Source organism: Bradyrhizobium sp. WU425 (assembly GCF_021052305.1).
Taxonomy (GTDB): Bacteria; Pseudomonadota; Alphaproteobacteria; order Rhizobiales; family Xanthobacteraceae; genus Bradyrhizobium; species Bradyrhizobium canariense_D.
Genome location: NZ_CP088089.1, coordinates 3,200,298 through 3,226,193, shown reverse-complemented (window position 1 = coordinate 3,226,193; position 25,896 = coordinate 3,200,298). Strand labels below are relative to the sequence as shown.

Here is a 25,896-nt window from a genome sequence, read left to right as displayed (position 1 = left end):
TTCGATGCTACGCACGATCGGAATGACTGCAACAGGAATCAACCCTTGGCGTCGCAGGCCCAGGCGCGGATCACGCATTCCTTGCCGCCGTATTTGTAGCATTCGCGCGTGGCGGCATTGAGCGTGGTCGATATCTTCGGCTTGACGGCATAGCCATAGGCGCCGCAGGGATTGGAAAGATCGACCGACATCGCGGCGCAGGCGCGCTTCATCGTCACGGTCGTGCAATCGCCCTTGCACTGCTTCTGCGCCGCCGCACGGGCTTCGTGCTCGGCGCCATAATCAAAGGCCTGGCCGTAAGCGCCGCACTTGCCGACCGCAAATGCACCGGCGGCATGCGCATCCGTGATATGGCGAGCGCCCGCGATGCAGACGGACAGCGCAAAGAAAAACATCGCGCAACGGCGCGCGACGACGTTCGAAGCCATGGAAAAACCCCTCCCCCCAAGGCAGGTGAAGGTGACTGTAAGCGGCGGTTGTTTCCAGATGGTGAACGGGGCGTTGAATTGAGGCCTGGGCGGCGCGGTAGGTGGGCAAAGCGACGCGTGCCTACCAATCAAACACCACCGTGTCGAGGGATGGTAGGCACGGCGCTGCGCGCCTTTGCCTACCCTACGAACCGCTATCCCCGCCGTGCCGCTTCCAATGCCTGCGGCGTGTCGATGTCGAGGAAGACGCTCTCGCCGTCGACCGGCACTTCGGCGACGGCCTCGGTGTGCTTGGCGATCAGATGGCGCGCGCCGACATCGCCGTCGAGCGTCATCAACTCCTTGAAGAAGCGGCGCGACCACAGCACAGGGTTGCCGCGGCGACCTTCGCTGACGGGCACGACGATGAGATTGCCGCGGTCCGGTGCGAACGCGTCGATGAGACGGTCGATCAGGCCGGCGTCGATCAGCGGCATGTCGCCGAGGCAGACCACGGCGCCGTCGGACGCCTCGGGAACGGCCGCGATGCCCGCCTTGACCGAGCTTGCGATGCCGCCGGCAAAATCCGGATTTTTGACAAAACGCACCTTCAGGCCCTGCAAGGCTTGTTCGATCAGCTCGGTCTGATGGCCGGTGACGACGATCACCTCGGACGCCTTGGAGGCCAGCGCCTGCTCGGTCGCTATTCGCACCAGCTTCTTGCCATCGAGCTCGGCCAGTAGCTTGTTCGGCCCACCCATCCGGGTCGAGCGGCCTGCTGCGAGCACGATGACCGCGACCTGGTTGTTGCCCTCGATCTCCGGTTTTGCGCGCGGCTGCGGGCGCGTGACGATCTCCATCAGGAGGCCGCCAACACCCATGCCCATCAGCTCGGACCGCGTCACCTTGATGCCCGCGAGCAGCCGCATCAGCACCCAGTCAAAGCCGTTCTCGACCGGCGAGCGCGCGCAGCCGGGCGCGCCCAGCACCGGCACGGCGCCGGCCCGGGCAATCAGCAGCAGGTTGCCGGGATCCACCGGCATGCCGAAATGCTCGATCTCGCCGCCGATGCCGGTCACGGCCGCAGGGATCACGTCGCGGCGGTCGGCGATCGCGGATGCACCGAACACGATCACGAGCTCGGCGCCAAGTCCCAGCAGTTCCTTGATCGCAGCCGACAGCGCCTGCTCCTCATGCGGAACCCGCCGCTCCGCGATGATGCCGGCTCCGGCTGGCGCCAGCCGCTCGGCGGTGACCCGCAACGTCTTGTCGATCACCTTGGAGGACAGGCCGGGCAGCAGCGTCGAGACCACGCCGACGCGCTTGATGACGTAAGGCGCGATCTTCAGAACGTCGCGACCCGCGGCCTTCACCGCGGCATCACGCAAGTTTCCTTTGACGCCGAACGGGATGATCTTGACGGTGCCGACCATCTCGCCCTCGACCACCGGCTTGTAGGCGGAGAGCGTGGCAAAGGTAATGGCCTCGTCGATATTGTTGATGCGGTCCACCGCGGCGCGATCGATCACCAGCACGCCTGGCTGCGCGGCGAACAGATTGGCCCGGCCGGTGAAGGCGCGCTCGACATGGATGCCCTCGCCGCCGACCGCGAGCGCGATGCTGGCGGCAGCGATGTCCTCGGAGACATCGCCCTCCTCCATCCGCACCACCACAACGTCCTTGATGCCGGCGCGCTCCAGCGCCTCGACCTCGGCCGGGCCGATCGTCGTGCCCTTTTTCAGCACCAGCGGTCCCTGGCGCAGGGTGTGGACGGTCACCCCGCCGATCGCATCCCTGGGACTCGCCGGGCCGAACTTCATGCGGCTTCTTCTTTTTCTTTGGGCGGCAGGCGAAGCACCGCCGTGATCTCGGCCATGATCGAGACCGCGATCTCGGACGGCGAGACCGCGCCGATCGCAAGCCCGATCGGCGCGTGAATGCGCGCGATGTCAGCCTCCTTGGCGCCTTGCGCCCGCAGCCGGGCGCCGCGCTTGGCGTGCGTCTTCCGCGATCCGAGCGCGCCGATATAGAAGCAGTTGCGCTCGAAGGCGTGCAGCAGCGCGGGATCGTCGATCTTGGGATCGTGCGTTACCGCGACGAAGGCCGTGTAGGCGTCGACGTTGAGCAGCGGCAGCGCCGTGTCGGGCCATTCCGCGACCAGTGGAACGTCGGGGAAGCGCTCGGGGCTCGCAAAGGCCGTGCGCGGATCGACCACGGTGACGTCGTAGCCGAGCGAGCGCGCCAGCGGTGCCAGGGCCTGGCTGATATGGACGGCGCCGACGATGACGAGCTTTGCGGTCGGCGCATAGACGTTGAGGAAAAGCTTCTTGCCGCCGGCTTCGACGCTGGCGCTTTTGCCCATGCGAAGCTGCTTGTCGAGCTCGGCGCCTAATGGATCCTTGGCAAAATCCTTGGCCTTCACCAGGCGCTGCTCACCACTCTCGGTGTCGGTGACCAAAATCACCGCGCGGCGCGCGGCGCGCTCGGTATTGAGTTCGTGCAAGATCTCGAGCTTCACGGCTAGCCGACTTTCTCGACGAAGACGCGGATGGTGCCGCCGCAGGACAGCCCGACATTCCAGGCAGTCTCGTCGGCAACCCCAAACTCCAGCATCCTGGGCTTGCCGCTCTGGATCACATCCATGGCCTCCGTGACCACGGCGCCCTCGACGCAGCCGCCGGAGACGGACCCCAGGAACGTGCCCTCGTCGTTGATGACTAGGCTCGAGCCCGCCGGACGCGGTGCCGAGCCCCAGGTCTCGACCACGGTGGCGAGCGCGACGCCACGGCCGGCCTTCTGCCAGTCCTCCGCCGCCTTCAGAATATCCTCGTCGCGATCGAGCATGGCTACCTCTCAGGCTGCGGAGCGGATCAAGCTGCGGTGATGCGGCGGCAGCGGCCGGGAGAGCGTGGTGATCAGCTCCTGGATCGAGCTCAAATTATGTACCGGACGGAATTCGTCAACGTGCGGCAGCATCATTTTGATGCCCTGGGCCTTGGCCTCGAAGCCGCCAAACCGCAGCAGCGGGTTGAGCCAGATCAGCCGCCGGCAGGAACGGTGCAGCCGGTCCATCTCGAAGGCGAGCTTGGAATCGGCTTCCCGCTCCAGCCCGTCGGAGATCAGCAGCACGATGGCGCCCTGGCTCAGCACGCGCCGCGCCCACAATTTGTTGAAATTGTGCAGGGAGGCCGAGATCCGCGTGCCGCCGGCCCAGTCCTCGACCGAGGCCGAGCAGCTCGCCAGCGCCTCGTCGGGGTCGCGCTGGCGCAGCGCCCGGGTCACGTTGGTGAGGCGAGTGCCGAACAGGAACACCGAGACACGTTTTCGCGCGTCCCCTATGGCATGCAGGAAATGCAGGAACAGGCGGGTGTACTCGCTCATCGAACCCGAGATGTCGAGCAGCGCGACGATCGGCGCCGGTTTCTCGATCCGCCCGAGGCGATGGATGTCGATGATGTCGCCACCGGTGCGCAAGGACGCGCGTAAGGTGCGGCGCAAATCGAGACGAAGCCCGCGCGCATCAGGCCGGTGCCGGCGCGTCAATAGCTCGGCCTGCGGCAGCCGCATCCGCTCGACAGCGCGGAGCGCTTCGGTGATCTCGGCCGCGCTCATCTGAGCGAAATCCTTCTTCTGAAGGATTTCCTTGTCGGAGAACGACAGGCGCAAATCCTGCTCCTGGTGCTGCGGCGTCTCCGTCATGCGCGGCTGCGACATCGCCTCCTGGACGCGGCGGGAGCCGGCCTGCGGCTTCTTCTTGGCCTGCTCCGGCAGCGGCACCGAATCCAGCATGTGCTTCCACTCTTCCGACGCCCGGAAGAACAGGTTGAAGGCCTGTTTGAAGATCAGCGCATGCTCGTGGCGCTTGACGAAGATCGCCTCCAGGGTGGTGAAGACGTCGGCGCGGTGGCCGATGTCGATCACCTCAAGCGCGCTCATGGCATCGATGACCGCACCCGGCCCGACCGGCATGCCGGCCGAACGCAGCGCGCGGGCGAAGCCCACGATGTTGTCGGCGAACTGCTCGGTCTGCTCAGGCGCAAGGTGGTTGATGGCCATGGTCTTTCCTCGCTCCGTCATTCCGGCGCGTCGCGAAGCGACGAACCCGGAATCCAGAGATTGTGGCGCGAGATTCTCAGGTGCGCAATTGCGCACCAGAGTTCACGCTCCCGCGCGCCCCGGAATGACAAGTTACTCGCTCGTCGCGTCCTTCAGCACCTTCTGCAAGGTGTCGCCCTGCATCCGCGTGATGTCGTCCTGGTATTTGAGCAGCGCGCCCAGCGTGTCGCCGACCACTTGCGGGGTCAGCGAGCGGGCGTCGAGCTCCGACAGCGCAGTGGCCCAGTCGATGGTCTCGGCAACGCCCGGCGATTTGTAGAAATCCTGATTGCGTAGCGCCTGGACGAAGCGCACGACCTGCTGCGACAGTTTCGCGGAGATGCCCGGCACGCGCGACTTGACGATCGCGAGCTCACGATCGGCATCGGGATAATCGACCCAGTGATAGAGACAGCGCCGCTTCAGCGCGTCGTGGATTTCGCGGGTGCGGTTGGAGGTGATGATCACGATCGGCGGATGCGGCGCCTTCACGGTGCCGAATTCGGGAATCGTCACCTGGAAGTCGCTGAGGATTTCGAGCAGATACGCCTCGAACGCCTCGTCGGCGCGGTCGAGCTCGTCGATCAAGAGCACCGGCGGTCCCGCAACGTCGGGCTCCAGCGCCTGCAGCAGCGGCCGCTTGATCATGTAGCGGTCGGCGAAGATATCGGAGGAGAGCTGATCGCGATCGGTGTCGCCGGCGGCTTCCGCCATCCGGATCGCGATCATCTGCGCGGCGCTATTCCATTCGTAGACCGCCGAGGAAACGTCGAGGCCTTCGTAACACTGCAGACGGATCAGCTTCCGCCCCAAGGCCGCCGACAGCACTTTTGCGATCTCGGTCTTGCCGACGCCGGCTTCGCCTTCCAGAAACAGCGGCCGGCCCATGCGCAGCGACAGATAGGTCACCGTGGCCAGCGATCGCTCGGCCAGATAGCCGCGCGACGTCAGGAGTTCGAGCATCGAATCGACCGATGCCGGCAATACAACTGAAGTATTGGCACCGGACGTATTGGCCGCTGAGGTCATGAAAAAGCCAGTCTCGCTACGCCCTCACCGGGGACAAGTTTGGGCCGAGGCGTGAGGATCACTCACTCCTTGGCGTTGGCGGCGTCGAGGGCACGCCGCGTCAGCACGCCGATGAGGTGCGCGCGGTATTCGGCGCTGCCATGGATGTCGCTGTTGAGGCCGTCCGCCGGCACCTCGATGCCCTCAAGCGCCTTCGCGGCGAAGCGCTTCTTCAGGGCTTCCTCGAATGCGGTGACACGGAACACGCCTTCGGAGCCGGCGCCGGTGACCGCGACCCGCACGTCGGAGGGACGCCGCGCCACGAACACGCCGACCAGCGCGTAACGCGAGGCCTGGTTGCGGAACTTGATATAGGCCGCCTTCTTCGGCAGCGGGAACATCACCTTGGTGATGATCTCGTCGGCTTCGAGCGCCGTCGTGAACAGGCCCTGGAAAAACTCCTCCGCCTTGAGGCGGCGCTTGTTGGTGACGATGGTGGCGCCGAGCGCAAGCACGGCAGCCGGATAGTCCGCTGTCGGGTCGTTGTTGGCGAGCGAGCCGCCGATCGTGCCCTTGTGGCGCACGGCGGGATCGCCGATCTGGCCGGCCAGGTTCGCGAGCGCCGGGATCGCCTCGCCGACGATGGCGGAGCTTGCGACCTCGGCATGCCTGGCGGTGGCACCGATCACGAGCGCGCGGCCCTTCATCTCGATCGTGTTGAGCCCATCGATGTGGGAGAGGTCGACCAGATGCGGCGGGCTGGCGAGGCGCTGCTTCATGACGGGAATCAGCGTGTGGCCGCCGGCGATCACCTTGGCGTCTTCGTTCTTCACCAGGAGGTTGGCGGCCTGCCGAACGGTCCCGGGGCGATGGTATTTGAAATCGTACATCTGAATGTCCTGATCGCAGAGTGCGCGCGAGGTTTACGCGAGATCGGATTTCGCCATCGCCTTGGCGCCGGCGGAGATCGAGGTGACGATGTTCTGGTAGCCGGTGCAGCGGCAGAGATTGCCTTCCAGCTCCTCGCGGATGGTGTGGTCGTCGAGCTCGTTGCCCTTGCGATGGACGATGTCGATCGCGGTCATGATCATGCCGGGCGTGCAGAAGCCGCACTGCAGGCCATGGTGTTCGCGGAAGGCCTCCTGCATCGGATGCAGCGGCGCGCCGTCGGCGGCCAGGCCCTCGATCGTCTTGACCTCGTGGCCGTCGGCCATCACGGCGAGCGTGGTGCAGGACTTCACGGCCTTGCCGTCCAGATGCACGACGCAAGCGCCGCACTGCGAGGTGTCGCAGCCGACATGGGTGCCGGTGAGCCGCAGATTCTCGCGCAGGAACTGCACCAGCAGGGTGCGGGGATCGACATTGGCCGTGACAGGATTGCCGTTCACGATGAGGGAGATTTTTGCCATAAACACTCTCTATCAGCGCCCCGACGGGTCCCGTCGAAGCGGTTCTTATATTTATTCCAACCCATCATATGGGCCATTATGCCCCGGGGCAACATCACCCGGAATGCAAGGCGCCATGACAAAACGCGATATGCCGAAAGGCGCAATGCTTGAGGTGTTGGCCTTCAGCCCTGTACCGCCTTGGCGAAGTTCGCGAAAAATTCGTCGGCCAGTTTCTTGGCGGCGCCGTTGATCAGGCGCTGGCCGAGCTGCGCCAACTTGCCGCCGATCTGCGCCTCGACCTCGTAGGACAAAAGCGTGCCGCCGTCCTTCTCCGCAAGCTTGACCACGGCGCCACCCTTGGCGAAGCCGGCCACCCCGCCCTCGCCTTCGCCGGAGATCTTGTAGCCGTTCGGCGGGTCGAGATCGGACAGTGTGACCTTGCCCTTGAAGCGCGCCGACACCGGACCGACCTTCATTTTCGCCGTCGCGCGAAAGCCGCCATCGTCGGTCTTCTCCAGCTCCTCGCAGCCGGGGATGCAGGCCTTCAGCACCTCGGCATCGTTGAGCTTGGCCCACACGGCCTCGCGCGGCGCCGCAAGCTGGACTTCGCCGTTCATCGTCATGGCCATTGGGTGCCTCCCGGGATACCGAACTTGGATCGCGCAACTATAATGCAGCTCAAGTACCGCACAGAGGCGGCAAAAGAAAGGGTGGCCCTCGGTCACGTGCAATGCATATTCGCAACTGCAAAAAGCTTGCGCCGCCGGTTTGGGATTGGCACAGGCGGGTCATGGTGGTTAGGTCCCGCACAATATGAGCACATCCCTCTCCCCCCTGCTCGCGCCGATGCTGTCGAGCGTGGCCATGCGCGCGGTCTGCGACGACCGGTCGACCCTTCAGAATATGCTCGATTTCGAGGCAGCCCTCGCCCGAGCCGAGGCGGCCACGGGTGTGATTCCCGCGTCCGCGGTGGGCCCGATCGAAGCCGCGTGCAAGGCCGATACCTTTGACATGGCTGCGCTGGCCGAGGCCGCGACTCGATCCGGCAATCTCGCGATCCCCCTGGTCAAGACTCTGACCGCCAATGTCGGCAAGGGCGACGCCGAGGCCGCACGCTACGTGCATTGGGGCGCGACCAGCCAGGACGTCATCGACAGCGCGACCATGCTCACGCTTCGCGCCGGCATCGATGCATTGGACGCCGATCTCAGCCGCGCCATCAAGGGCTTTGCCGCACTTGCGCGCAGTCATCGCAACACGGCAATGGTGGCGCGAACCTGGCTCCAGCACGCCCTGCCGATGCCGTTCGGACTGAAGGCCGCCGAATATGCCGCAAGCCTTGCCCGCGCCCGCTGCCGCCTCAGGCGGCTGCGCCGCGAGGGCCTCGCACTGCAATTCGGCGGCGCGGCCGGCACGCTTGCGGCACTTGGCGACAAGGGGCTCGTCGTTTCAGAACGGCTGGCGCAGGAGCTGAACCTGCCATTGCCTGAAGCCCCCTGGCACACCCACCGTGACCGCATCGCGGAAGCCGCATCAGCCTTCGCGATTCTCGCCGGAAGCTGCGGCAAGATCGCGCGCGACGTCTCGCTGCTGATGCAGACCGACGTCGCAGAGGCGTTCGAGCCCGCCGGGGAAGGCCGCGGCGGCTCCTCGACCATGCCGCACAAGCGCAACCCGGTCGCAGCCGCAAGCGCGCTCGGCTGCGCGACCATGGCGCCTCAGCTCGCAGCGACGATTTTTGCCGCACAGGTGCAGGACCACGAACGCAGCGCCGGTCCCTGGCACGCGGAATGGCCGACGCTGCCGCAGTTGATGCTGGTCACCTCCGGCGCGCTTGCCGCCATCGTCGACATCGCCGAGGGTCTCGATGTCGATGCCGCGCGCATGCGCAGCAATCTCGATGCGACGCACGGGCTGATCATGGCGGAAGCGGTTACCTTTGCGCTGGCCGAGACGATGGGCAAGAGCGATGCGCATCATCTGATCGAGGCCGCGAGCAAGCGCGCGGTCGCCGAGAAGAAGCATCTGCGCGAGGTGCTCGCAGCCGATTCGCATGTCACTGCGCATCTTTCGCCGGAAAAAATTGCGGCGTTGTTCGAGCCGATGGCCTATCAAGGCGCTTCCCAAGTCCTGATCGACCGCCTGCTCGACAGCCTCGAACGCGAATAAAGCAGTCCTGCGCGCAAATAAAACGGAGACGCCCGCATGCCCATGATCGATGCCGACGGTTGCCTGATCAACGTCTCCGTCGAGGGCCGCGACGGCGGGCCGACGCTGATGCTCTCGAACTCGCTCGGCTGCACGCTGCAGATGTGGGAGCCGCAGATGAAGGCACTGACGCAGATATTCCGCGTCATCCGCTACGACCGCCGCGGCCACGGCAAGTCCAACGTTCCGCCCGGCCCCTACACCATGGAGCGCTTCGGCCGCGACGTGCTCGCCATCCTGGACGACCTCAATATCGAAAAAGTGCACTGGTGCGGCCTGTCGATGGGCGGCATGGTTGGGCAATGGCTCGGCGCGAACGCGCCGGAGCGCTTCGGCAAGCTCATCCTCGCCAACACCTCCTGCTACTACGCCGAGCCGACCAAATGGCTCGAGCGCATTGACGCGGTGAAGAAGGGCGGCATCGCCGCCGTCGCCGACGCCGTTATCGCCGGCTGGCTCACCCAGGATTTCCGCGAGCGCGCGCCCGACACCACCGCCAGGATGAAGGAGATGCTGCTGGCCTCGCCGCTCGAAGGCTATCTCGCCTGCTGCGAAGCGCTGTCGACGCTCGACCAGCGCGCGTTGCTGCCGAACATCAAGAGCCCGACACTGGTGATCGCCGGCCGCCACGACATGGCGACGCCGATTTCGGCGGGTGAATTGATCCGCTCAAGCATTCCCGGCGCGAGCATGACCATCATTGACGCCGCCCACATTTCCAATGTCGAGCAGCCGCACGCATTCACCGACGCGGTCGTGGGCTTTTTGACGCAACGCTAGCCACAACCGTCGTTGGGAGCACAGCGATGCAACCAGAAATCCATCTGCCGTGAGAGACTGGATTGCTTCGTCGCTTCGCTCCTCGCAATGACGAAGGAGGAAACAGCATGGACGACCAGAAACGCCGCGATGCCGGTATGAACGTGCGCCGAAAAGTGCTGGGCAATGCCTGGGTCGACAAGTCGATCGCGGGTCGCAATGCATTCAACACCGATTTCCAGGACATGATCACGCGCTACGCCTGGGGCGAGATCTGGACGCGGCCGCATTTCGACGAGCGCACGCGGCGGGTGCTGGTGATCGGCACCATGGTTGCGCTTGGGCAATGGGATGAATTCCGCCTGCATGTGCGCGCCGCCCTCGCCGAGGGTGGCTTCACGCCCAACGACATCAAGGAAATCCTGCTGCAGCAGGCGATCTATTGCGGCGTGCCGGCGGCGAACCACGCCGTCAAGGAAGCCTCAGCGATTGTGCAGGAGCTCGGCCTGCTCAAGACCTAGCGGCGGGGTGGCCTCGACGGGCTTCTGAACGATCTTGGGCGCCGCCGCGGGCCGCTCGATCACCACCACGATGGCGGCACCGAGCAAGAGCAGAAGTTCGGTGGCGTGCAACCGCAGCGCGGCCATCTCGCCGACCTTCGAGGCCATGATCATGCTCGCAAACGAGATCAGGCTGCCGATCGCAAGCGCAATGCCGAGCGCTTCGTCGCTGCCGCCGTTCTTGCGGATACGGGGGATGCAGAGCAGCGCCAGGTAGATCGCAAAGAACGCCACCACCGTTAAGCGCCCCAGCGCCAGCAGCCAGGCGGCGCGCACCGTGTCCATCCCCGCCATCTGGAGATGGTCGCTGAGGAAAAGAGCGACTGCGACGCTCGGCCGCTCATAGAGGCCGTGCACCGGCGCCACCATGATGTTGAAGGCAACGAGGGTCCAGGTCGGGATGAAATAGGCCGCCAGAAGTGCGCCGTTGACCGAACCGATCCGCCAGTTTCCGAACATGCCGCTTCCCGCTTCGTTTGGCCCGCGCCTTCGATGAAAGGCTCTGCCGGGAGCTAACTCGCATCAGACTTTGGCGGCAATTTAAACCCTTTGTTTACCTTAACTGCCTCCCGACAGGCATCCGATGGCGCTGGCGGAGCCGGTTCCGCCCATTGCGGGGGAACCGGAGCGCCAAATGATCTCTGTAAAAGCCTTGATGCGGAGGCGAGGCCGGTTGCAGCCGCCAGTTCCCTCCTGTTACAAAACGAGAATGCTTAAGGGCTGCCGGGGCCCGAGAAGAAACCAGCACTCTCTCTCGAAGAGCTCCCTTTGAGCCGCGTCAGATTTGGGTACGGCAGCCTATGGATTATTTCGCCCAGCAGCTCATCAACGGCCTCGTGCTCGGCTCGATCTACGGGCTGATCGCGATCGGCTACACGATGGTCTACGGCATCGTCGGGATGATCAACTTCGCCCATGGCGATGTCTTCATGATCGGCGGCTTCATCGCCCTGATCACCTTCCTTCTCCTGGTCTCGACGGGCCTGACTGCGGTCCCGGTGATCCTTTTGATCGTGATCCTGGTCTCGATGGCGATCACCGCCCTGTATGGCTGGACCATCGAGCGCATCGCCTACCGTCCGCTGCGCCACTCCTTCCGCCTCGCGCCGATGCTGTCGGCGATCGGCATGTCGTTCGTGCTGACCAATTATTCGCAGGTGGCGCAAGGCGCGCGGGTGAAGCCAGTGCCGCCAGTGATCACCGGCGGCTATACGCTGCACGAGAGCGCCGATGGCTTCGTCATCCAGCTCTCCAATATCCAGATCGTGGTGGTCATCACCACCATCGTGCTGCTGGCGATCTTCACCTGGCTGGTGTCGCGCACACGGCTCGGGCGCGACATGCGCGCCTGCGAGCAGGACCAGACCATGGCGGCGCTGCTCGGCGTCAACGTCGACCGCACTATCTCCATGACCTTCGTGATCGGCGCTGCGCTCGCCGCAGTGGCCGGCCTGATGTACCTGCTCTATTACGGCCTGGTCGATTTCTTCATGGGCTTCGTCGCCGGCATCAAGGCGTTCACCGCGGCCGTACTCGGCGGCATCGGCTCGCTGCCCGGCGCCATGCTCGGGGGGCTCGCGATCGGGCTGATCGAGACGTTCTGGTCGGCCTATTTCTCGGTCGAATACAAGGATGTCGCCGCGTTCTCGATCCTGATCGTCGTGCTGATCTTCATGCCGACCGGCCTGCTCGGCCGCCCCGAAGTCGAAAAAGTCTGACGGTCGCGCGCGTGAAAGCTCCCTCGATCAATACGGCCAAAACCGCATCGGGCATCCCCGCTCTCCTGAAGACCGCCTGCGTCAACGCACTGATCGCGCTGGTGCTGTTCTCGCTGATGGTCGGCGTCCGCACCGAAGCCGGTTCCGACGGCCAGCTCACCTATTGGACGCGCTTCGGCGAGGTCGCCTCCCTCGTCGCCGCGGTATTCGGCGGCTCGATCGTGCTCGAGCTGCTCAAGCAATGGATCGGTCCGACCGGCGCCGAGAAGCTGGTGCCGCCGGCGGTGCAGAGCGGAATGTCGTTCCTCGGCCGCTATCTCGCACCGGCGCTTCTGATCTTCACCCTGCTGGTGCCTGTGATCTTCTATGACCAGCGCTACATCCTAGATCTCGCCATCCTCGTGCTCACCTATGTGATGCTGGGCTGGGGGTTGAATGTCGTGGTCGGGCTGGCTGGCCTGCTCGATCTCGGCTATGTCGCCTTCTATGCGGTCGGCGCCTATTCCTACGCGCTGCTTGCGACCAATTTCGGCTGGTCATTCTGGATCTGCCTGCCGCTAGCGGGCGTCCTCGCCGCATTCTGGGGCGTGCTGCTCGGCTTCCCCGTGCTGCGCCTGCGCGGCGACTACCTCGCGATCGTGACGCTCGCCTTCGGCGAGATCATCCGCCTCGTCATCATCAATTGGCAGGATCTGACCGGCGGCCCCAACGGCGTCTCCAGCATTCCCCGCCCCTCTTTCTTCGGCATCCCGCTCGACAATAGCGACAACGGCCTCGCAGCCAGGCTCGGCATCGAATATTCGCCGACCCACCGCATCGTCTTCCTGTTCTACCTGATCCTGGCGCTCGCGCTGCTCACCAACTGGGTGACGATCCGGCTGCGCCGCCTGCCGATCGGCCGCGCCTGGGAAGCCCTGCGCGAGGACGAGGTCGCCTGCCGCGCGCTCGGCATCAACACCACGACCACCAAGCTCACGGCATTCGCGACCGGTGCGATGTTCGGCGGCTTTGCCGGCGCGTTCTTTGCGACCCGCCAGGGCTTCATCAGCCCGGAATCCTTCACCTTCCAGGAATCGGCGCTGGTGCTCGCCATCGTCGTGCTTGGCGGCATGGGCTCGCAGCTTGGCGTCGCGCTCGCAGCGCTCGCCATGATCGGCGGTTTCGAACTGTTCCGGAGCCTAGAGAGCTATCGCATGCTGGTGTTCGGCATGGCCATGGTGCTGATCATGATCTGGCGGCCGCGCGGCTTGATTGGCCATCGCGCGCCGACCGTGTATCTGACCAAGGCCCACGCGATCTCATCCGACCTCGTCAAGGAGGGGCACGGATGAGCCGCGACCAGATTCTCGAGGTCGACCGGCTCACCATGCGCTTCGGCGGCATCGTCGCGGTGCAGGACCTGTCGTTTGCTGCCGAGCGGAAGAAGATCACCGCGCTGATCGGACCCAACGGTGCCGGTAAGACGACGGTCTTCAACTGCATCACCGGGTTCTACAAGCCGAGCGGCGGCGCCATCCGCCTCGGCCATGACGACGGCAAGGTGATCGCGCTGGAGCGGCTGAACGATTTCCGCATCGCCAAGCAGGCCAAGGTGGCCCGCACCTTCCAGAACATCCGCCTGTTTCCTGGCATGACGGCGCTGGAAAACCTGATGGTGGCGCAGCACAACGCACTGATGCGCGCCTCCGGCTTCACCTTGCTCGGGCTCATTGGCGCGCCCGTCTACCGCGAAGCCGAGAAGCGCGCGATCGATCTCGCCACCGACTGGCTCAAGCGGGTCAATTTGCTCGACCGCGCCGACGATGCCGCCGGTAATTTTGCCTATGGCGACCAGCGTCGACTCGAGATCGCACGCGCGATGTGCACCGAGCCCGCGCTCTTGTGCCTGGACGAGCCCGCCGCCGGCCTCAATGCGCGCGAGAGCGCCGCCCTGAGCGAGCTGCTGCTGTCGATCCGCAACGAGCTCGGCACCTCGATCCTGCTGATCGAGCACGACATGTCTGTGGTGATGGAGATCTCCGACCAGATCGTGGTGATGGACCACGGTGTGAAGATCGCGGAAGGTTCCCCACGCGAGGTTCGCGACGATCCGAAGGTGATCGCCGCCTATCTCGGCACCGATGAGGAAGAGGCGGCGGCCGTGATGGAGAGCGGGTCGTGACGTCGCCCACTGCCCTGCTCGCGATCCGCAGCCTTCGCGCCGCCTACGGCAAGATCGAGGCGCTGAAGGGCGTCGACCTCGAGATCAATGCCGGCGAGATCGTGGCGCTGATCGGCGCCAACGGTGCCGGCAAGTCGACGCTGATGATGACGATCTTCGGCAAGCCCCGCGCCCGCGCCGGCCAGATCCTGTACGAAGGCCGCGACATCACCGAAGTGCCCACCCACGAGATCGCGCATTTGCGCATCGCGCAATCGCCGGAGGGCCGCCGCATCTTCCCGCGCATGAGCGTGGCGGAAAATCTCCAGATGGGGGCGGACGCCACCGAATGCACTGACGCCGAACGCGAGGCGACGCTACAACGCGTGTTCACGCTGTTTCCGCGGCTGAAGGAACGCTACGGCCAGCGCGGGGGAACCCTGTCTGGCGGCGAGCAGCAGATGCTGGCCATCGGCCGCGCTTTGATGAGCCGCCCTCGCCTGCTCCTGCTTGATGAGCCCTCGCTCGGTCTGGCGCCGCTGATCGCGCGCCAGATTTTCGATGCGATCCGCACTCTGAACCGGCAGGACGGCCTGACCGTGCTGATCGTCGAGCAGAACGCCAACCACGCGCTCAAGCTCGCCCATCGCGGCTATGTCATGGTCAATGGCCTGATCACCCTGGCCGGGACCGGTGCCGAGTTGTTGCAGCGCCCCGAGATTCGCGCCGCCTACCTGGAAGGCGGCCGGCACGGCTGAGGCCGCCCAAGCCGAACCCGTGCGGCCGAATTTGGCGATATCTCTGCCAATGCCCGTATTTTGCCGGTGACTTCTCCTCGAATTCATTCAAGAATGGCGCCGGTTTGAACCGGGCATGCCCGGTAACTTCCACAGGCGACCACCCTCGAGGTATCTCATGAAATCACTGAAGCTCATCGGTCTGGCATTCGGCGCATCGATCGCGCTGTCGAGCGCGGCATTCGCGCAGGATGTCACCGTCGCAGTCGCAGGTCCGATGACCGGCGGCGAGTCCGCCTTCGGCCGCCAGATGAAGAACGGCGCCGAGATGGCCGTAGCCGACATCAACGCCGCCGGCGGTGTCAACGGCAAGAAGCTCGCGTTGTCCGTCGAGGACGACGCCTGCGATCCGAAACAGGCGCGCTCGATCGCCGAGAAGATCGCCGGCGCGAAAATTCCGTTCGTGGCCGGGCATTATTGCTCGTCCTCGTCGATCCCCGCGTCGGAAGCCTATGCCGACGGCAACGTGCTCCAGATTACTCCCGCCTCCACCAATCCGAAGTTCACCGATAGCGGACTGTGGAACGTGGCGCGCGTCTGCGGCCGCGACGACCAGCAGGGCCTGGTCGCCGCCCAGTACATCGCCAAGAACTACAAGGGCAAGAACATCGCCATCCTCAACGACAAGACCACCTACGGCAAGGGCCTTGCGGACGAGACCAAGAAGGCGCTCAACAAGGCCGGCGTCACCGAGAAGATGTACGAGTCCTACAACAAGGGCGACAAGGACTTCAACGCGATCGTCTCGCGGCTGAAGCGCGACAACATCGATCTCGTCTATGTCGGGGGCTACCATCAAGAGAGCGGCCTTCTCCTGCGCCAGATGCGCGACCAGGGCCTGAAGACCGTGCTGATGGCCGGCGACGCACTCGCCGACAAGGAATACGCCTCCATCACCGGCCCGGCCGGCGAAGGCACGCTGTTCACCTTCGGCCCCGATCCGCGCAACAAGCCGACGGCGAAGAAGATCGTCGAAGCCTTCAAGGCCAAGAACATCGACCCCGAGGGCTACACGCTCTACACCTACGCAGCGATGCAGGTCTGGTCGGAGGCGGCCAAGAAGGCCGGCACCACCGACGCCAAGAAGGTCATGGCAGCCATCAAGGCCGGCAAGTGGGATACCGTGATCGGGCCGATCGAGTATGACTCCAAGGGCGATATCAAGCAGCTCGACTACGTCGTCTACAAATGGGACGCCAAGGGCGGCTACGCCGCGATCAGCGGCAACGGCACCTAAGCACGCTTGCCGGGGCCTGAAGGCCTCCTCCAATCATCATCGCGCCCCGGCTCGCCCGGGGCGTTTCTTCCTGCGTCAGGATCAGACTGCTGCTTGTATCGCGCCGTCCACCGCGCCTTGGGCCTTCCTCAGCGCTTCAAGAAGATCGTTCGGCCGAAACGGCTTTTGCAGGCAGACCACGCTGGCGAGGTGGGGCGATTGTTCCATGAAGTCCAGCGCCGTCATCCCCGACACGGCAACGACCGGGAGGCTCGGTGCAAGCTCGCGCAGGGTCGTGATGACCTCGACGCCACTGGTATCGCCGAGGAAAATGTCCACGATTGCCGCGTCGAAGCCGACCTCGGTGAAGGCTTTCACCCCGGCTGCGCCGCTGTCGGCCTCAACGACCTCATAACGGTTGACGCGCAGCACGATCGCGACCATCGCACGGACGTCCTTCTGGTCGTCGATGATGAGAACGCGGGGCATAGGGAACAACTCCCGGATCCTGAAATCAAAATGCCTGGTTCAAACCTGGAACCCGCAGCTGCGGGAGAGCATTATTGCACCATCCAGTAAAGCGCATCTTACCCGATCCCCGGTGCGCGTTCCCCCCATAATTAAGTAAACTGTAACCTTCGGTTGAGTCGCAGTGGGTTTTGTCATGATGCGTGCCCAGAACCCGCTACCATGGGCAGAAATTGATTGGGCCAAATGAGATTGGCGAAGATGCTCAAAACCGATCTGCGCGAGCTGCACGTGTCTGCGACGACCGATCGAAGCACATTCCTTTCGACGTTGCCGGCTACCCCGAAGGACCGCACCGCAGCATTGGCGATCGTGGGCGTCTCGTCGATCCTGTTCGCAGTGGCCGTGCCCTTCGCGGGTATCCCGCTACTGCCCGTGCCAGCCTTCGTCGCCAGCTATCAATCCGCCCTTGTGGTCGCGGACATTGTCACCGCCGTCCTGCTGTTGTCGCAGTTTGCGGTGCTCAGGACCAGCGCGCTGCTCGTGCTCGCGACGGGCTATCTTTTCACAGCCGCCGCGGCCGTGGTCCATGCCCTCACCTTCCCCGGACTTTTTTCGCCCACCGGGCTGCTGGGGGCCAACCAGCAGACCACGGTCTGGCTCTACATGATCTGGCACGGCGGCTTTCCGCTCTGCGTGCTGGCCTACGCCTGGCTGAAGGAGGCCGACGGCGGCGCCCGGATCACGGGCTCGGCAAGCAAGGCGATCTACGCCAGCGTGGTCGGCGTCGTCACGATCATGATCGTCTTGACCTGGATCGTCACTGCGCAGCACGACCTGCTTCCGGTCCTGCTGCGCGATGGCGGTTACACGCAGATCATGATCGGCGTGGTGTCCTTTGTCTGGTCCTTGAGCTTCGCCGCGCTGGTCTCGCTGTGGTTCCGCCGTCCGCATTCGGTCATCGATGTCTGGCTCATGGTGGTGATGTGCGCATGGCTGTTCGACATCGCGCTGTCGGCGATCGTCAACGTGGCGCGCTTCGATCTCGGCTTCTACGCCGGTCGTGTCTACGGCCTCTGCGCGGCGACCTTCGTGCTCGCGGTGCTCCTGATCGAAAATGTCCGCCTTCAGGCGCATACGCTGGGTCTCGTCGGCAGGCTGCGCCAGCAGTCGGCATTGGATCGCGACTATTATGGCAAGCGCCTTGCCCTGTACGGCGCCGTCGTCGAATCCGCCAATGATGCCATCATCACGAAGACGCTCGACGGTGTCATCACGGGCTGGAACAAGGCCGCCGAACATCTGTTCGGCTATGCCGCCGCGGAGGCCATCGGGCAGCCGATCGACATCATCGTCCCGGAGGACCGCAAGGCCGAGGTCAGGGGTATCCTGAACCGGGTCGGCGGCAACGAAACGATCGCACAGCACGAGACGGTCCGGATCCGAAAGGACGGCCGGCGGGTCGACGTCGTCCTCAATGTTTCTCCGCTGAAATCAGCCAACGGACAGATCATCGGCGCTTCCAAGATCGCCCACGACATCACGGAAGAGAAGCAGGCACGAGAAAAACTGCGCCGCGAGGTCGAGGAGCGGCAGCGGATCTTCGAGACCTCACAGGATCTGATCCTGGTCACCGACGGTTTTGGCAATTTCATCCAGGTCAGCCCGAGCGTGAAGACCATTCTCGGCTTGAATCCGGAAGACATGATCGGGCACAGCGCCACCGAGTTCATTCATCCCGATGACCTCCAGAAGACGCGCGACGAGATGCGCGCGGCGCGGCGTGGCGCGGTCAAGCGCAGCTTCGAGGCGCGCTACTACCACTACGACGGTCACGAGGTCACGCTGAACTGGATGGGCACCTGGTCCGAGCCGGTCAAGCGCCATTTCTTCATCGGCCGCGACCTCACCGAGAAGCAGGCGGCCGAGGCGCAGTTCAGGCACGTCCAGAAGATGGATTCGATTGGTCAATTGACCGGCGGTGTCGCGCACGACTTCAACAATGTGCTGACCGTCATCACCGGCACGATCGGAATTTTGGCGGACGCGGTCGCTGACCGTCCCGAGCTCGCCGCCATCACCAAGCTGATCGACGACGCCGCCGAGCGCGGCGCGCAACTGACCAAGCATCTGCTCGCGTTCGCCCGCAAGCAGCCGCTCCAACCACGCGAAATCGACGTCAACGCATTGACGCTCGAGGCCGCAAAGCTCCTGCATCCCACGCTCGGCGAGCAGATCACCATCATGCCGCAACTCACCGAGGATGCGTGGCCGGCACTGATCGACCCGGGCCAGCTTTCCACCGCGATCCTCAACCTCGCGCTGAACGCGCGCGATGCGATGCCCGACGGCGGCACGCTGGTGCTGGAGACGCGCAACATCTTCCTCGACGACGGCTATGCCAGCATGAATCCCGACGTGGTGGCCGGCAATTACGTCATGATCGCCGTCAGCGATACCGGCTCCGGAATCCCGCCGGAGTTGATGGACCGGGTGTTCGATCCCTTCTTCACCACGAAGGAGGTCGGCAAGGGCACCGGCCTCGGGCTCAGCATGGTGTTCGGCTTCGTCAAGCAGTCCGGCGGACACATCAAGATTTACAGCGAGGAAGGCCACGGCACGAGCGTGAAGATTTACCTGCCGCGCTCGAGCGGCGTGCAGGAGACCGAATTCGAGGCGCTGCAGAACGCGCCCGTCACCGGCGGCCACGAGAAGATCCTGATCGTCGAGGACGACGCGCTGGTGCGCCAATATGTCGTGACCCAGATCAAGAGCCTCGGCTATACCGCCCTCGAAGCCGCCAACGCGGCCGAGGCCCTCGTCATCATCGACGCCGACAAGGACATCGACCTGCTATTCACGGACGTCATCATGCCCGGCAACATGAACGGCCGCCAGCTCGCCGACGAGGCGGCTCGCCGCCGCCCCGACCTGAAGACGCTGTTCACCTCGGGCTACACCGAGAACGCCATCGTCCATCACGGGCGGCTCGATTCCGGCGTGCTGCTGCTGGCAAAGCCCTACCGTAAGTCCGAGCTCGCCAAGATGCTGAGGACCGCGCTCGCGGGTTGAGCCTGCGGCATCCCTGCGATATCGCTGAAGCGCGCGCCTTTCAGCCTGCGGAGCCGCCTTGAAAAACCTTCTCACCGATATCGCCGGCGTCCGCGTCGGCCATGCCGAGGATGCGAAAATCGCCACTGGCACGACCGCGATCATCTTCGACGCCCCCGCGGTTGCGGCCATCGATGTTCGCGGCGGCGGACCCGGCACGCGCGAAGACGCGTTGCTCGACCTCGCCAGCACCGTCGATCGCGTTGACGCCATCGCGCTGTCCGGCGGCTCCGCCTTTGGAATCGACGCCGGCGGCGGCATCCAGGCCTGGCTCGCCGAACAAGGCCGCGGCTTGCGGATTCGCGAGGCGGTGATTCCGATCGTGCCTGGCGCAATCGTTTTCGACTTGCTCAACGGCGGCGACAAGGCCTGGGGACGCTTCGCGCCCTATCGCGACCTCGGCTACGCCGCAGCGTTGGCCGCCAGCGACGATTTCGCACTGGGCAGCGTCGGCGCCGGCCTCGGTGCCACCACCGCGACCTTCAAGGGTGGACTGGGGTCGGCCTCCGCGGTCCTGGCCAATGGTATCAAGGTCGCCGCGATCATGGTCGTCAACGCGGTCGGCAGCACAACCGTTGGCGAAGGGCCTTGGTTCTGGGCTGCGCCCTTCGAGGAGAACGGCGAGTTCGGCGGGCGCGGCCTGCCGTCCACGTTCACACCGGACATGCTGGCGATGCGCATCAAGGGCGGACCCGCCGCGAACGCGCGCGAGAACACCACGATCGGCGTCGTTGTCACCGATGCCACGCTGACCAAACCCCAGGCCAAGCGGCTTGCGATGATCGCGCATACCGGGTTCGCCCGTGCGATCTATCCGGTGCATGCCCCGACCGACGGCGACGTGCTGTTCGCCGCCGCAACGGGCGAGAAGCCGATCGAGCCGCTGGTCGGCCTTACCGAGCTCGGAACGATCGCCGCCAACGTGGTCGCACGCGCCATCGCTCGCGGCGTCTACAATGCGACGGCCCTGCCCTTTGCCGGCGCAATGCCGGCGTGGAAGGACCGGTTCGGATAGAAACGAAACGGCTGACACGGCGTTACCCTGGCCGACAAGGTGCACCGCCATGCCGTCTTCCGTGATCCGCTTTTTCCGCTACGCCCCCGATAGGCGCGAGCTGACGGTGACTTTCGTCAGCGGACGCGTCTATGTCTACGCGGACGTTCCGCCCGAGGTCGCCGCCGCGCTCAAGAATGTGCGCTCAAAGGGTACGTTCTTCAACCGCGAAATCCGTGATCGGTATGTCTATCGTGACATCACGCACGAATATGCAGGCTAGCCGTGAGCAAGGTTACACGCTCATCGACATCGATGAACCGACAGCCGCTGAGGCGCCTTGTCCCTGCCCGCCCTGCCGCTGCATCAACTGCGCGAACAGATCGTACGCCGAATTACGGGAGCTGGAGGCGCCCGGGACCGTCGTCGACATCTTGAAGCCGTCGGCATAGGTGACAGTGGTGGTGGTCGAACCGTCGGCGCCGGTCGTCGAGGTCGAGGTCGAGCCGCCGCTGGACCGCGAGGAGGAACCCGAACCGCTGCCGGAGGCATCGCCCGCGCCTTGCGCGTGATGGTGACCGTGATGGCCGCCCTTCAGCGCCTTCGACATCTCGTCGAGGCTGACGCTGCCGTCGGTATTCGAATCCAGCTTCGAGAAAACGTCGTCGGCCTGCGCGAGATTGGTGCCGCCGGCGCCGAGCGCATTCTCGAATTCCGACTTGGTGATCTTGCCGTCGCCGTCCCCATCGATCTGCGAGAACAGATCCTTCAAGGCGGCGTCGCGGCGCGTCGAGGAGGAGGACGTCGAACTCGACGAGGTCGAGCTGGCGGCGCTGCCGGTGCTGTCCGAGGATTGGCTCTGCGCAGCGAACAGCGCGTTCATCGTCTCCGGCGAGATCTGCGGGGTCTTGCCCGCATTGACCGACGAGGCCGCGCCGGTCGTGCTGTTGCTGCCGCTCTCGATCGCGAACGGATTGGTCGCGGGCTTTTGCGAGGATCCCGTCTTCTGCGTCGACGAGGACGATTTCGAATTCGTCAGCGACTGGATCGCGTCGAGTGCGCTCGATACGGCCCCAAGAGCAAACAACATTGCACAACTCCAACCAATGCGGCATGCCGCGGCCAATGTTCTGTTCAGGTGAAGTCAGCAAGCGCCGTGCCAGCGCAAAAAGCTCAATGAAATCCGCTTTCACCGCACTTTGCACGGCCCGGAACACCGGCAATTCATGCCGGTCGCGGCAGAAATTTCCGCCCACAGGAAGCACGCCGCCCCTGCATTGCCCGGCTGAGAGGCCCATGTTAGGCGAGTCCATCTTCTACGGCCGCCACGGGAAACCGCCATGACCCAAGCCTTCGCTCCCCGCCCCCTGGCAATCGCGCCCTCGATCCTGGCCTCGGATTTCTCCAGGCTCGGCGAGGAGGTGCGCGCCGTGGACGCCGCTGGAGCCGACTGGATCCATCTCGACGTCATGGACGGGCACTTCGTTCCCAACATCTCGTATGGCCCCGACGTCATTAAGGCGATGCGCCCGCACACCAAGAAGATCTTCGACGCGCATCTGATGATCTCGCCCTGTGACCCCTATCTCGAGGCCTTCGCGAAAGCCGGCTGCGACCACATCACCGTGCATGCCGAGGCCGGTCCCCATCTGCACCGCTCGCTTCAGGCGATCCGCGCACTCGGCAAGAAGGCCGGCGTTTCGCTCAATCCGGGCACGCCGATCAGTGCCCTCGAATACGTCCTGGACCTGGTCGACCTCGTGCTGGTGATGTCGGTCAATCCCGGCTTCGGCGGCCAGGCCTTCATCCCCTCCGCGATCGGCAAGATCCGCGACATCCGCGCCATGACAGCGGGCCGGCCGATCGATATCGAGGTCGATGGCGGCGTCGGGCCCGACGTCGCAGGTCCCCTGGCTGCGGCCGGGGCCAACGCCTTCGTCGCCGGCACGTCCGTGTTCAGGGGCGGCACGCAGGACGCCTATAAGACCAACATCGCCGCAATCCGCAACGCCGCCGCGGGTGCACGCGGCGAGGCGATCTGAGGGCCCGCTCGACTCCGCAGACGTGCGGCCTCTACGGGTGTTGCGGCGCGTAATGCCTAAATTTGCAACTTGATCCGTACTCCTCCGGGCTTCCCTGATTCGCGCAAATCACCGCAAGTGATTCTTGCCTGTTTTCGCGGGAGCACATCATGACGACGACCCTGGTCTGGACTGGCGTGGCGTTGTGGCTTGGTTTTTGTGCGTTTGTTGTGTTTGGTCCATCGGCCGGACCGGTGAAGGTCTCGGTACGCTCGGCCCGCATCGCTCGTCGCGACTGGTATCGGGCCTGACCCCATGCAGATCGCGCTCGTGAAACGTCAGCCGAAGCGCCGGTGCCGCATCCCGCGGCGCCCACATCCTGACCTCGATTTTTTCTTCGGTCGGCTCGAACGCACCGAAGGCGAGATGCGCGACGACACCGGGCCCGAGATGGACCTGGATCACCCGCTCCGGTCACCGCGCCGGCATTGAATTCTTTTCTGGACCAAGCTCATGAAGCCGCATTGCCCGAACTGCCTCAAGGAAATGACCAAGGCATCCGCGTCGCGTAACCTGTTCAACTGCGAGCCGTGCCGCGAGATCATCCAGTTCTTCGGCGGCAGCGCGGATCACTGCGAGCCCGGCCCGCAATTCTCCTGGCCGATCCGTCGCAAGCGCTCCGTCCACACCGCTCACGCGGCCTGAGCCTCCAGGATCCAGAGCGCGGCCCTATCCGGCCTCCTCGCCCGCATCCGCAGCCATTCGCGGCGGCCGTACCACAGTGACGGTGCAGGCCGCTTCCGAGGCCACCTTGGCCGAGACGCTGCCGAGCAGCGTGCGCCTGAACGAGCCCTGCCGCGCGCCGATGATGACGTGGTCGACGTGGTTGACCTCGCAAAACTCCAGGATGGCCGCCGCGGGATCGACGGCTTCCAGCACGTGAGCCGAGAGCCGGCTCTCATCGAGCTTGAGCGGCGTGGCCCAGTGTCTGAGCGCCACCAACCGGTCGATATGCTTGTTGGAGCCCTGCTCATCCAGCGTCCTGTCAATCGCGATGCGGTTGAGCCTCAGCACGTTGAGACAGGCGAGCCGCGCCGACGGCAGCGTGGCGAGAATACGCTCGGTGGTGACGCGCAACGCTTCGTTCAGCTCGGGGGCGCCTTCCACCGTGTCGAGCGCGACCGCGAGGATCGGGCTTGATGCGATCTGGGCTGCGACATCCGATTTCGCGCGCGGCTGCATGACGCCCTGGTTGAAGCGGCGCCGCCAAGCGACGCTTAACGGGTCGCGCTTCATCCGCTCCGAGCGTGTGGTGAGCCTGATCTGGTCCGGATGGGTCAGATCGAAGGCGAGCTGCGACGCCGTCGGATAGCGCCGCACCGGTTCGATCTCGAGGCACCGCAGCACCACCTCCTGGAGCCAGGGCGGATAATCAGCGCGCAAGCCGCGCGGCGGGTGCGGATCGCGCCAAAGCCGGCGCCGCATCGCACGCAGTGTCTCGCCCTCGCCGAACGGCCGCTCGCCGGTCGTGAAGAAATAGAGCAGCACGCCCAGCGAAAACAGATCGCTGCGCGGATCGTCGCGCACCCCTGACAACCGTTCTGGCGCCATATAGGGCGCGGTGCCGTAAGGCAGGCGGAATTCCTCCTGCAACAGGTCCGGCAGATGGTTGTGATGCGACAGGCCATAGTCGATCAACACCGCCTCGCCGCTCTCGCGGAACATGATGCTGCTCGGCTTGATGTCGTGATGGATCACGTTCTGCCGGTGCAAATCAGCAAGCCCCGTTGCGATCCTGGCGACGAGCTGCCGCGCCTCGTCATACGGCAGCGGTAGGTCGGGCAACCGCTTGTAGAGCGTGGTCCCGGAGATGCGCTCGATCACGACATAGGCCTGGTGGGCGAAATCGCCGGTGCCGAAACAGGAGGGCACGTGCGGACCCGCAAGCCGCGGCAGGATCATCATCTCCATCTCGAAGGAGACGATCGCCGCGGGGTCCTCGCCCTCCGACACCCGCGGAATTTTCATCAGCAGCGGCACGTCGAGGCCGGGACGGGTGACGGTCCACAGCGTCGCCATTCCGCCGGCATGGACGCATTCGCCAATCGTGTAGCCGTCGATCTCTGCGCCTGATTTGACGAGGGGTTTCGGCATCGGCCTCTAACGCCCCTGCGACAGTCGGTCGGCGAGCCAATGCGGCAGGCCGTTCTCGCGGATCCGGTTCGCGGCCGTCTCGACGTCGTAGGGCGCGCGGCAATAGGTGATCTGGCACGAGACCGTGTCGAACAGCGCGAAAGCCGCGGATGGATCGCCATCGCGCGGCTGGCCGACCGAGCCGAGCACCGCAATCCATTGCCGGCCGCGCAGCAGCGGTACGGAGACGTCAGTCTTGGGCACGAGTCCCGACATCTTCGCCGTCACCGACATCGAATAGATCGCCGGGCGGTGGATGTGGCCGCAGAACGTGACATGAGCCGGCGTCGCGATCAGGCTCTTGGCTGCGTCGGCGGTCGATCGGACATAGTGCCAGCTTCGGGGGCTGGAGGCTTCCGAATGCACGAACAGGCGATCGCCGTCCTCCACCAGCATCGGCAATTCCGCCAGGAACCGCCGCTGCGCGGTGTCGAGCCGGCCGCGGGTCCATTCGATCGCGATTTGCGCCTCGGCATTCATGGTCTCGGCCGAGGAATTCACCGCCTGGTCATGATTGCCGCGCACGGCGACGGCGCCTTGGACAACCAGCTCCATCGCGGTATCCACCACCCATTCCGGATCGGCGCCATAGCCGACGAAGTCGCCAAGCAGGATGAAGCGCTCGGCGCCACGCGCCCGCGCGACTTTCAGGCACGCCTCGAACGCCTGCCGGTTGCCGTGGATATCCGAGAAGACAGCGAGAAGCACGCACCCTCCACCCTCGAACCTTATTGGGAGCCGATAAGGCTAAATTGAGGGAGGTCAAGAACATGCGCCAGCGGCGCGCGGTTTGCCAGCACTGCCCTGTCG

29 protein-coding genes are annotated in these 25,896 nt (G+C 64.8%); 15 read left to right on the top strand and 14 right to left on the bottom strand.

All coding sequences use genetic code 11. The features are described from left to right. Positions 1-38: 38 nt before the first annotated feature. The 9 genes from BcanWU425_RS15365 to BcanWU425_RS15325 all read right to left on the bottom strand — a co-directional run bounded on the left by BcanWU425_RS15365 (position 39) and on the right by BcanWU425_RS15325 (position 7,530). Positions 39-428, bottom strand: a complete 390-nt coding sequence (locus BcanWU425_RS15365) for a DUF4189 domain-containing protein (protein WP_018455588.1) — start codon at positions 426-428, stop codon at positions 39-41. 194 nt (positions 429-622) lie between these two features. Next, complete coding sequence (locus BcanWU425_RS15360; RefSeq protein ID WP_204511633.1) at positions 623-2,227, bottom strand: NTP transferase domain-containing protein; 1,605 nt, start codon at positions 2,225-2,227, stop codon at positions 623-625. Then, positions 2,224-2,925: an XdhC family protein gene (locus BcanWU425_RS15355; RefSeq protein WP_204511634.1), complete on the bottom strand. Its 702-nt coding sequence runs from the start codon at positions 2,923-2,925 to the stop codon at positions 2,224-2,226. Before BcanWU425_RS15355 ends, BcanWU425_RS15360 begins: the two co-directional genes overlap by 4 nt. A gap of 2 nt (positions 2,926-2,927) precedes the next feature. Further along, positions 2,928-3,251, bottom strand: coding sequence for an XdhC family protein (locus BcanWU425_RS15350; protein ID WP_007602422.1), 324 nt, complete (start codon positions 3,249-3,251; stop codon positions 2,928-2,930). A 9-nt stretch (positions 3,252-3,260) separates the two neighbouring features. Continuing rightward, the gene (locus BcanWU425_RS15345; RefSeq protein WP_204511635.1) at positions 3,261-4,463 is read right to left on the bottom strand and encodes a vWA domain-containing protein; all 1,203 of its coding nucleotides are present in this window, start codon (positions 4,461-4,463) and stop codon (positions 3,261-3,263) included. Between the two features lie 132 nt (positions 4,464-4,595). Continuing rightward, positions 4,596-5,531 carry an AAA family ATPase gene (locus tag BcanWU425_RS15340; protein ID WP_026232979.1) on the bottom strand — a complete coding sequence of 312 codons (936 nt, stop codon included), beginning with the start codon at positions 5,529-5,531 and terminating at the stop codon, positions 4,596-4,598. A gap of 62 nt (positions 5,532-5,593) precedes the next feature. Continuing rightward, positions 5,594-6,400, bottom strand: a complete 807-nt coding sequence (locus BcanWU425_RS15335; RefSeq protein WP_204511636.1) for an FAD binding domain-containing protein — start codon at positions 6,398-6,400, stop codon at positions 5,594-5,596. Positions 6,401-6,433: 33 nt separating this feature from the next. After that, positions 6,434-6,919: a (2Fe-2S)-binding protein gene (locus tag BcanWU425_RS15330; protein WP_007602418.1), complete on the bottom strand. Its 486-nt coding sequence runs from the start codon at positions 6,917-6,919 to the stop codon at positions 6,434-6,436. A 164-nt stretch (positions 6,920-7,083) separates the two neighbouring features. After that, positions 7,084-7,530 carry an SRPBCC family protein gene (locus tag BcanWU425_RS15325; protein WP_018455582.1) on the bottom strand — a complete coding sequence of 149 codons (447 nt, stop codon included), beginning with the start codon at positions 7,528-7,530 and terminating at the stop codon, positions 7,084-7,086. A gap of 184 nt (positions 7,531-7,714) precedes the next feature. Between BcanWU425_RS15325 and BcanWU425_RS15320 the strand changes: the two genes are divergently transcribed. From BcanWU425_RS15320 to BcanWU425_RS15310, 3 genes are all read left to right on the top strand, one after another. Then, the gene (locus BcanWU425_RS15320) at positions 7,715-9,070 is read left to right on the top strand and encodes a 3-carboxy-cis,cis-muconate cycloisomerase (protein ID WP_204511637.1); all 1,356 of its coding nucleotides are present in this window, start codon (positions 7,715-7,717) and stop codon (positions 9,068-9,070) included. 36 nt (positions 9,071-9,106) lie between these two features. Further along, a complete protein-coding gene (pcaD, locus tag BcanWU425_RS15315) occupies positions 9,107-9,889 on the top strand; it encodes a 3-oxoadipate enol-lactonase (protein WP_204511638.1) in 783 nt (260 codons plus the stop codon). A 107-nt stretch (positions 9,890-9,996) separates the two neighbouring features. Continuing rightward, positions 9,997-10,389 carry a carboxymuconolactone decarboxylase family protein gene (locus BcanWU425_RS15310; protein ID WP_085351059.1) on the top strand — a complete coding sequence of 131 codons (393 nt, stop codon included), beginning with the start codon at positions 9,997-9,999 and terminating at the stop codon, positions 10,387-10,389. On the opposite strand, the gene BcanWU425_RS15305 is transcribed toward BcanWU425_RS15310, so the two are convergent. After that, on the bottom strand, positions 10,351-10,887 hold the full coding sequence (locus BcanWU425_RS15305; RefSeq protein ID WP_018455578.1) for a hypothetical protein: 537 nt from the start codon (positions 10,885-10,887) through the stop codon (positions 10,351-10,353). The genes BcanWU425_RS15310 and BcanWU425_RS15305 overlap by 39 nt on opposite strands. Before the next feature lie 341 nt (positions 10,888-11,228). Here BcanWU425_RS15305 and BcanWU425_RS15300 point away from each other — a divergent pair, with 341 nt between their 5' ends. The 5 genes from BcanWU425_RS15300 to BcanWU425_RS15280 all read left to right on the top strand — a co-directional run bounded on the left by BcanWU425_RS15300 (position 11,229) and on the right by BcanWU425_RS15280 (position 16,320). After that, on the top strand, positions 11,229-12,146 hold the full coding sequence (locus BcanWU425_RS15300; protein ID WP_018455577.1) for an ABC transporter permease subunit: 918 nt from the start codon (positions 11,229-11,231) through the stop codon (positions 12,144-12,146). 11 nt (positions 12,147-12,157) lie between these two features. Beyond that, positions 12,158-13,477: a high-affinity branched-chain amino acid ABC transporter permease LivM gene (gene livM, locus BcanWU425_RS15295; RefSeq protein ID WP_018455576.1), complete on the top strand. Its 1,320-nt coding sequence runs from the start codon at positions 12,158-12,160 to the stop codon at positions 13,475-13,477. Further along, a complete protein-coding gene (locus tag BcanWU425_RS15290) occupies positions 13,474-14,307 on the top strand; it encodes an ABC transporter ATP-binding protein (protein ID WP_204511639.1) in 834 nt (277 codons plus the stop codon). The genes livM and BcanWU425_RS15290 overlap by 4 nt, the downstream gene beginning before the upstream one ends. Continuing rightward, a complete protein-coding gene (locus BcanWU425_RS15285) occupies positions 14,304-15,044 on the top strand; it encodes an ABC transporter ATP-binding protein (protein WP_204511640.1) in 741 nt (246 codons plus the stop codon). The genes BcanWU425_RS15290 and BcanWU425_RS15285 overlap by 4 nt, the downstream gene beginning before the upstream one ends. 157 nt (positions 15,045-15,201) lie before the next feature. Continuing rightward, positions 15,202-16,320: a branched-chain amino acid ABC transporter substrate-binding protein gene (locus tag BcanWU425_RS15280; RefSeq protein ID WP_204511641.1), complete on the top strand. Its 1,119-nt coding sequence runs from the start codon at positions 15,202-15,204 to the stop codon at positions 16,318-16,320. 81 nt (positions 16,321-16,401) lie between these two features. Here the strand turns inward: BcanWU425_RS15280 and BcanWU425_RS15275 are convergent, their stop codons facing one another. Further along, the gene (locus BcanWU425_RS15275; RefSeq protein ID WP_085351056.1) at positions 16,402-16,788 is read right to left on the bottom strand and encodes a response regulator; all 387 of its coding nucleotides are present in this window, start codon (positions 16,786-16,788) and stop codon (positions 16,402-16,404) included. Positions 16,789-17,028: 240 nt separating this feature from the next. On the opposite strand from BcanWU425_RS15275, the gene BcanWU425_RS15270 reads away from it, so the two are divergent. Genes BcanWU425_RS15270 through BcanWU425_RS15260 form a run of 3 tightly spaced genes read left to right on the top strand, consistent with a single transcriptional unit; the run spans position 17,029 to position 21,155 of the window. Next, entirely contained in the window at positions 17,029-19,839 is a 2,811-nt protein-coding gene (locus tag BcanWU425_RS15270; RefSeq protein WP_162496426.1) for a PAS domain S-box protein, read from the top strand. A 58-nt stretch (positions 19,840-19,897) separates the two neighbouring features. Continuing rightward, positions 19,898-20,893, top strand: a complete 996-nt coding sequence (locus BcanWU425_RS15265) for a P1 family peptidase (RefSeq protein WP_018455570.1) — start codon at positions 19,898-19,900, stop codon at positions 20,891-20,893. Positions 20,894-20,942: 49 nt separating this feature from the next. Next, the gene (locus BcanWU425_RS15260; protein ID WP_085351054.1) at positions 20,943-21,155 is read left to right on the top strand and encodes a KTSC domain-containing protein; all 213 of its coding nucleotides are present in this window, start codon (positions 20,943-20,945) and stop codon (positions 21,153-21,155) included. Positions 21,156-21,167: 12 nt separating this feature from the next. Here BcanWU425_RS15260 and BcanWU425_RS15255 read toward each other — a convergent pair whose 3' ends face one another. Beyond that, positions 21,168-21,962 (bottom strand): EF-hand domain-containing protein, encoded by a 795-nt coding sequence (locus BcanWU425_RS15255; protein WP_085385053.1) that lies wholly within the window; start codon positions 21,960-21,962, stop codon positions 21,168-21,170. 250 nt (positions 21,963-22,212) lie between these two features. On the opposite strand from BcanWU425_RS15255, the gene rpe reads away from it, so the two are divergent. The 4 genes from rpe (at position 22,213) to BcanWU425_RS15235 (ending at position 23,598) form a co-directional block, all read left to right on the top strand. Then, entirely contained in the window at positions 22,213-22,914 is a 702-nt protein-coding gene (gene rpe, locus BcanWU425_RS15250) for a ribulose-phosphate 3-epimerase (protein ID WP_018455567.1), read from the top strand. Positions 22,915-23,063: 149 nt separating this feature from the next. Next, positions 23,064-23,204, top strand: coding sequence for a hypothetical protein (locus BcanWU425_RS15245; protein ID WP_162847284.1), 141 nt, complete (start codon positions 23,064-23,066; stop codon positions 23,202-23,204). Between the two features lie 4 nt (positions 23,205-23,208). Continuing rightward, the gene (locus BcanWU425_RS15240) at positions 23,209-23,385 is read left to right on the top strand and encodes a hypothetical protein (protein WP_162847283.1); all 177 of its coding nucleotides are present in this window, start codon (positions 23,209-23,211) and stop codon (positions 23,383-23,385) included. 21 nt (positions 23,386-23,406) lie between these two features. Further along, positions 23,407-23,598 carry a hypothetical protein gene (locus tag BcanWU425_RS15235; protein ID WP_085351052.1) on the top strand — a complete coding sequence of 64 codons (192 nt, stop codon included), beginning with the start codon at positions 23,407-23,409 and terminating at the stop codon, positions 23,596-23,598. Between the two features lie 24 nt (positions 23,599-23,622). On the opposite strand, the gene BcanWU425_RS15230 is transcribed toward BcanWU425_RS15235, so the two are convergent. Both BcanWU425_RS15230 and BcanWU425_RS15225 read right to left on the bottom strand, forming a co-directional pair. Continuing rightward, the gene (locus BcanWU425_RS15230; protein ID WP_018455564.1) at positions 23,623-25,047 is read right to left on the bottom strand and encodes a bifunctional serine/threonine-protein kinase/universal stress protein; all 1,425 of its coding nucleotides are present in this window, start codon (positions 25,045-25,047) and stop codon (positions 23,623-23,625) included. A gap of 6 nt (positions 25,048-25,053) precedes the next feature. Beyond that, positions 25,054-25,794, bottom strand: coding sequence for a metallophosphoesterase family protein (locus BcanWU425_RS15225; protein WP_204511642.1), 741 nt, complete (start codon positions 25,792-25,794; stop codon positions 25,054-25,056). Positions 25,795-25,896: the final 102 nt, after the last annotated feature.